The organism is Undibacterium sp. SXout20W (assembly GCF_049340285.1).
Lineage (GTDB): Bacteria > Pseudomonadota > Gammaproteobacteria > Burkholderiales > Burkholderiaceae_D > Undibacterium.
The window spans coordinates 1-3998 of record NZ_JBMPPH010000084.1 but is presented as its reverse complement, the minus strand read 5'-3'; the positions used below and the strand labels follow the sequence as shown (position 1 = coordinate 3998).

The 3998-nt window shown below is 43.0% G+C and carries 6 protein-coding genes and 1 pseudogene; 5 read left to right on the top strand and 2 right to left on the bottom strand.

Annotated elements, in window-relative coordinates:
* Positions 1 to 119 (top strand): annotated as a pseudogene (locus tag ACO0K1_RS19895) (IS30 family transposase); the annotation flags it as partial.
* A 143-nt stretch (positions 120 to 262) separates the two neighbouring features.
* The gene (locus ACO0K1_RS19890) at positions 263 to 481 is read left to right on the top strand and encodes a monooxygenase family protein (RefSeq protein WP_423028903.1); all 219 of its coding nucleotides are present in this window, start codon (positions 263 to 265) and stop codon (positions 479 to 481) included.
* Positions 482 to 799: 318 nt separating this feature from the next.
* On the opposite strand, the gene ACO0K1_RS19885 is transcribed toward ACO0K1_RS19890, so the two are convergent.
* Together ACO0K1_RS19885 and ACO0K1_RS19880 are read right to left on the bottom strand one after the other, a co-directional pair.
* The gene (locus ACO0K1_RS19885; protein ID WP_423028901.1) at positions 800 to 2101 is read right to left on the bottom strand and encodes a type II toxin-antitoxin system HipA family toxin; all 1302 of its coding nucleotides are present in this window, start codon (positions 2099 to 2101) and stop codon (positions 800 to 802) included.
* The gene (locus tag ACO0K1_RS19880) at positions 2098 to 2409 is read right to left on the bottom strand and encodes a helix-turn-helix domain-containing protein (RefSeq protein ID WP_423028899.1); all 312 of its coding nucleotides are present in this window, start codon (positions 2407 to 2409) and stop codon (positions 2098 to 2100) included. Before ACO0K1_RS19880 ends, ACO0K1_RS19885 begins: the two co-directional genes overlap by 4 nt.
* A gap of 177 nt (positions 2410 to 2586) precedes the next feature.
* Here ACO0K1_RS19880 and ACO0K1_RS19875 point away from each other — a divergent pair, with 177 nt between their 5' ends.
* The 3 genes from ACO0K1_RS19875 to ACO0K1_RS19865 all read left to right on the top strand — a co-directional run bounded on the left by ACO0K1_RS19875 (position 2587) and on the right by ACO0K1_RS19865 (position 3857).
* Entirely contained in the window at positions 2587 to 2961 is a 375-nt protein-coding gene (locus tag ACO0K1_RS19875; RefSeq protein WP_423028897.1) for an LPD7 domain-containing protein, read from the top strand.
* Between the two features lie 294 nt (positions 2962 to 3255).
* Entirely contained in the window at positions 3256 to 3525 is a 270-nt protein-coding gene (locus tag ACO0K1_RS19870; protein ID WP_322239708.1) for a type II toxin-antitoxin system Phd/YefM family antitoxin, read from the top strand.
* Positions 3525 to 3857: a type II toxin-antitoxin system RelE/ParE family toxin gene (locus tag ACO0K1_RS19865; RefSeq protein WP_423028895.1), complete on the top strand. Its 333-nt coding sequence runs from the start codon at positions 3525 to 3527 to the stop codon at positions 3855 to 3857. The genes ACO0K1_RS19870 and ACO0K1_RS19865 overlap by 1 nt, the downstream gene beginning before the upstream one ends.
* Positions 3858 to 3998 lie beyond the last annotated feature (141 nt).

Here is a 3998-nt window from a genome sequence, read left to right as displayed (position 1 = left end):
TATGGGCGATGAACAGCTTAAATCATCGTCCCAGAAAATGTCTCGGCTTCAAAACGCCGCACCAAGTATTTATGAAGCAGTTACAATCGCATCAACATGTGGTTGCACTTCGAAATTGAATCCGCCGATTATTAATATGATGCTCAAGGAAAGAATGTGCGCTCACCTCGATGGTGCATTTGTTGTACTCGTGATTGAAATGTGATTTAACCATTGTTAGAAAATCCATCGATGATTACCCGTGATCATGGCGATGACTAAAATGCTTAGGGAACTTTATTCCAAACCCGAGCTCGGTTTTTTACATCACGAAATGGGATTTTCCAGAACACTTATCATTGTTCAATATTGGCGCTCGATGGATCAATTGATGACCTATGCCAAAAACAAAGACGCTGCACATCTCCCGGCGTGGAAAAACTTCAATCACGCTATTGGTAAGACTGGTTCAGTCGGTATCTGGCACGAACCTACCCAGTGAGTCCGAGAACGTATGAAAACATCTACGCCAATAAAGAGAACTTGGTTTTCGTAAAACGATCAACATGTGAAGAAGTAGCGGAAAAATATGCTGCAAGGATTGAAAAAGCGCGAGCTTATCTAGAGAAGACTAGTGCGCAGTTTTGAACGGCGATTGAGAAGTCTCCGCATCGCATCGCTTTGATGAGTTGAAAATAGAGGTGGTGTTTTAGCTGGCACAGGAAGCAAGCGTAAAACTACGCCTTAGGGGATTCTCTGATAGTCTGTAAAAGAGGGCGACCATTCCATTAGAACCGTTTTTTTTTCGTCTCACGAATTGTTATTTTGCGATCTCCACACCGCCATTAAGTCTTGCTGTAATACAGGTCGCGACAGATGCTGGCGCCTGAAGCAAAATTGCAGGCCAGACCTCTTTTGCTTTTTTCACAGTATCTTTCGCAATTTTCATCAACCTGGACTTCCTTGTCACATTGGCGGCTATCAGAAGTGCTTCCATGTCGTCCCATGTGAATGCAGTTAATTTGCGATCGATCTCACGGTTCAACCCATAATGATCTAGTGGAACATTGGCAAAAAACGATGAGACGCTGACAGGGTCGTACGCAGGTGAGAGTTGTAAATTTATTCCGTCAGGGTAGATGACTGCCCAGTTTTTAAGGTGAGCGTCGGTATTACCCATGAGAATGAAAGCGACAAAACGCTTGACGAACTCAACGGTATCTTTCTGTGGTTGGGATGAAAGACGTTCTAAAATATTCAAAATTGAACTGTAGTCGTTGATCAGATCCTTACCGTATTTGTGCTTCGGGGCGTATTGAAGAATTTGGGCAAATTCTTCCATGTGTATTCGAGCACCATTTTCTCCACGATCAAACCGCTTTACAGCCAATAGGTGAGGGAAGGGGATATGTTCCGGCAGATCAGCATTTTCTTTGGCAATTATCTCTGCTCCGGCGCAGTTGATGTCTAATGTTTTGAGTAAGGCAAAGCCCGTTGCTTCGATTTCGACAAGATCCGGATGTGTTGTCGTTGGTAATTTAAGGATGTACGAACCTGCAGCGCCGTGGCGCTTAATGACGTAGCGTCTACCATCTTGGATGGCCGAAAACTTTACAACGACGCCAGGGATCGCTGAAGCGTCTTCTACTGGGTATTCGACAAAGCCCGGTTCAACGACATCTTTCCCGAGGGTGGTGTGCCACAGCCGCACGCTCTCTGGTACAGCGTCACCATTTGGGATTGGTTCAACTTCGATCGCCCCCATGAGATCATGACCAGCTGCAGCAAGTAGTTCGAATTCATCATCGGTACCGCACTGACGTTCCTTTGCCAATCGTTGGCGATTATGGCCTTCAGGAAGTAAATTCTGAAAATACACCGGCAATTTGCCGTCGTTCCTGGCAACGCGTAAATCCTTCTCAGCGCGGAGAATGGCGGTTGTCTCAGTCTCATTTGTACCGCGGTAAGCCAGAGAGAGAGTTGGTCGTAAGGGATTTTTTATGTAGTCTTCATTAAAGGAAACCCGTATCAAATCGCCATAGACGGATAAATGGCCAATAGCCATTTTGTGTTGATCAGGTGTGTGCATATAGATGCGCAAGTAACGAATCGAAGTACTCATTTTTTCCCTTCGCTTAAAAGGGAATCCACAATCGAGCGCGGTGCCTCGATGCCAGGAGCCTGACCTACATATCTCCCGCCAGACTGAATAAACTCTTCCAATGGTTGCTTAAGTTCTTTGGGAACCAGCATCAAATCCAAACCAAGCGCGCGCGCCATGACGAGGATTGTCGATAAACGAGGATCGATCTGTCCGTGTTCTGTTCGCACTATCGTCATTCTGCTTAACCCAGCTTTATCGGCAAAAGCGATTTGTGAAAGTTGCTTTGATTCGCGAACTTTGATGAGTTGGTGAACAATAGTGATCATATTAATACTCAAAATTAATGTAATGAGTATTAATATACTCTAAATATATAAATTAGCAAATCTCAAATGATTATATTAGTACTCAAATTATTTCTAATGCCGATATTAATACTCATATTTAATTATTTGAAAAAAATGGATAAGTTTTTCCAAGGGATTATTTAACCAACGAATTACTTGCAAAATACGCAAGCCTGTAAAGTCGCGCACAGCAGACATCACTATTGCAACGGTATTGTCAGCAGTTGTGCTTTAACAACGAGAACGCTTCAAGGTTCGGACTGGTCAATTGATCGTATCGTCCACGAAAGTCGGGGAAGTCCACTCAGTGTTGGCGGAAAAATGTATGACCACGGTAGTCAAATCAAAATAGCGATTGGCACGGACGAAGAAATCAAAGTAACGATTAGATTAGCCGTAAAAAAAGGTTGGCAAGGACTTCATTTGACCGGAAGTGATGAATTCAAATCTCAGCTTTTTTTAGAAGCAGTTCTCTCAGGTTCATACAATCCTGCACAAATTACCGGCGATAAATCATCTAAACGAGATTGAGAAATCATCAGTGTCTACAAACCTGCATTGAAGATTGCCAATAATACCAACCTCATTAAAAGCTATGTCGTTGAAAAATCAGATGGTGGCGGCTGTGTTGGTGCGGAAGCAAAGGTGCAAATTCCACGATCGAAAATTTGAATGGTTCAAGTGTCCAGGCAGTCCGAGTGTATTTGCACTCTACAGGGATACAAATATGATTGATTTTATTATAAAAATACAAATGCTGACTATGTACATGAGTCTTAATTAGGACTAAAATTAGTCCTCATTCATTTGCAATAGAGGCTGATCATGAAATTCTCAACTCAGGTAAAGCCTATTAGCTACCTTAAAAGTCACGCTGCCGAAATTATCAAAGACATCACGGAAAATCGTGAGCCTATGTTAATTACACAAAATGGTGAAGCCAAGCTGGTCGTCATGGACGTGAAGAGCTTTGAAGAACAAGAAGAAACGCTCGCACTTCTAAAAATTCTCGCACTCGGTAATCGTGAAATTGAACAAGGCAAATTTCGCGACGCTGAAGATGTATTTGCTGAACTGGACAAGGCGGATCACTAATGGGCTTCAGAGTCGTCATACTCGATTCGGCGGAGCAAGATCTGAAAGAGCTCAGAACGTATATTCTCAAGAATTTTTCCGCTGACACTTGGCGCACTACTTACGCCAAGATAAAAGAAGCAATTCGCAATCTGCAAAATTTTCCGCAAGCCGGTTCAATTCCAGACGAAATTGAAAAGCTGAACCTAACGCAATATAGACAGGTTCTATCAGGAATGAATCGAGTCATTTACGAATTAAGACAAGACACCATTTACGTGCATATTGTTGTCGACGCTAGACGCGATATGAACTCGTTACTCACACGCAGATTATTGCGGATCAACCAATAGTGCAACTTTAATACAAGGCGAATTCTAGGATGAAGTGCAATTTATGAACGGTACCGGTTAATGAGGGCAAGATGCGATAGCATTTGTGCCTTTTTGACCGGCCAGTCGAAATTGCATAATGAACTACACACATCTCACCCA

What these genes read in the sequence shown, in the direction of transcription:
- ACO0K1_RS19885 (WP_423028901.1), bottom strand. Translation starts at nt 2,101, where the DNA reads ATGAGTACTTCGATTCGTTACTTGCGCATCTATATGCACACACCTGAT.
- ACO0K1_RS19870 (WP_322239708.1), top strand. Translation starts at nt 3,256, where the DNA reads ATGAAATTCTCAACTCAGGTAAAGCCTATTAGCTACCTTAAAAGTCAC.
- ACO0K1_RS19880 (WP_423028899.1), bottom strand. Translation starts at nt 2,409, where the DNA reads ATGATCACTATTGTTCACCAACTCATCAAAGTTCGCGAATCAAAGCAA.
- ACO0K1_RS19890 (WP_423028903.1), top strand. Translation starts at nt 263, where the DNA reads ATGCTTAGGGAACTTTATTCCAAACCCGAGCTCGGTTTTTTACATCAC.
- ACO0K1_RS19865 (WP_423028895.1), top strand. Translation starts at nt 3,525, where the DNA reads ATGGGCTTCAGAGTCGTCATACTCGATTCGGCGGAGCAAGATCTGAAA.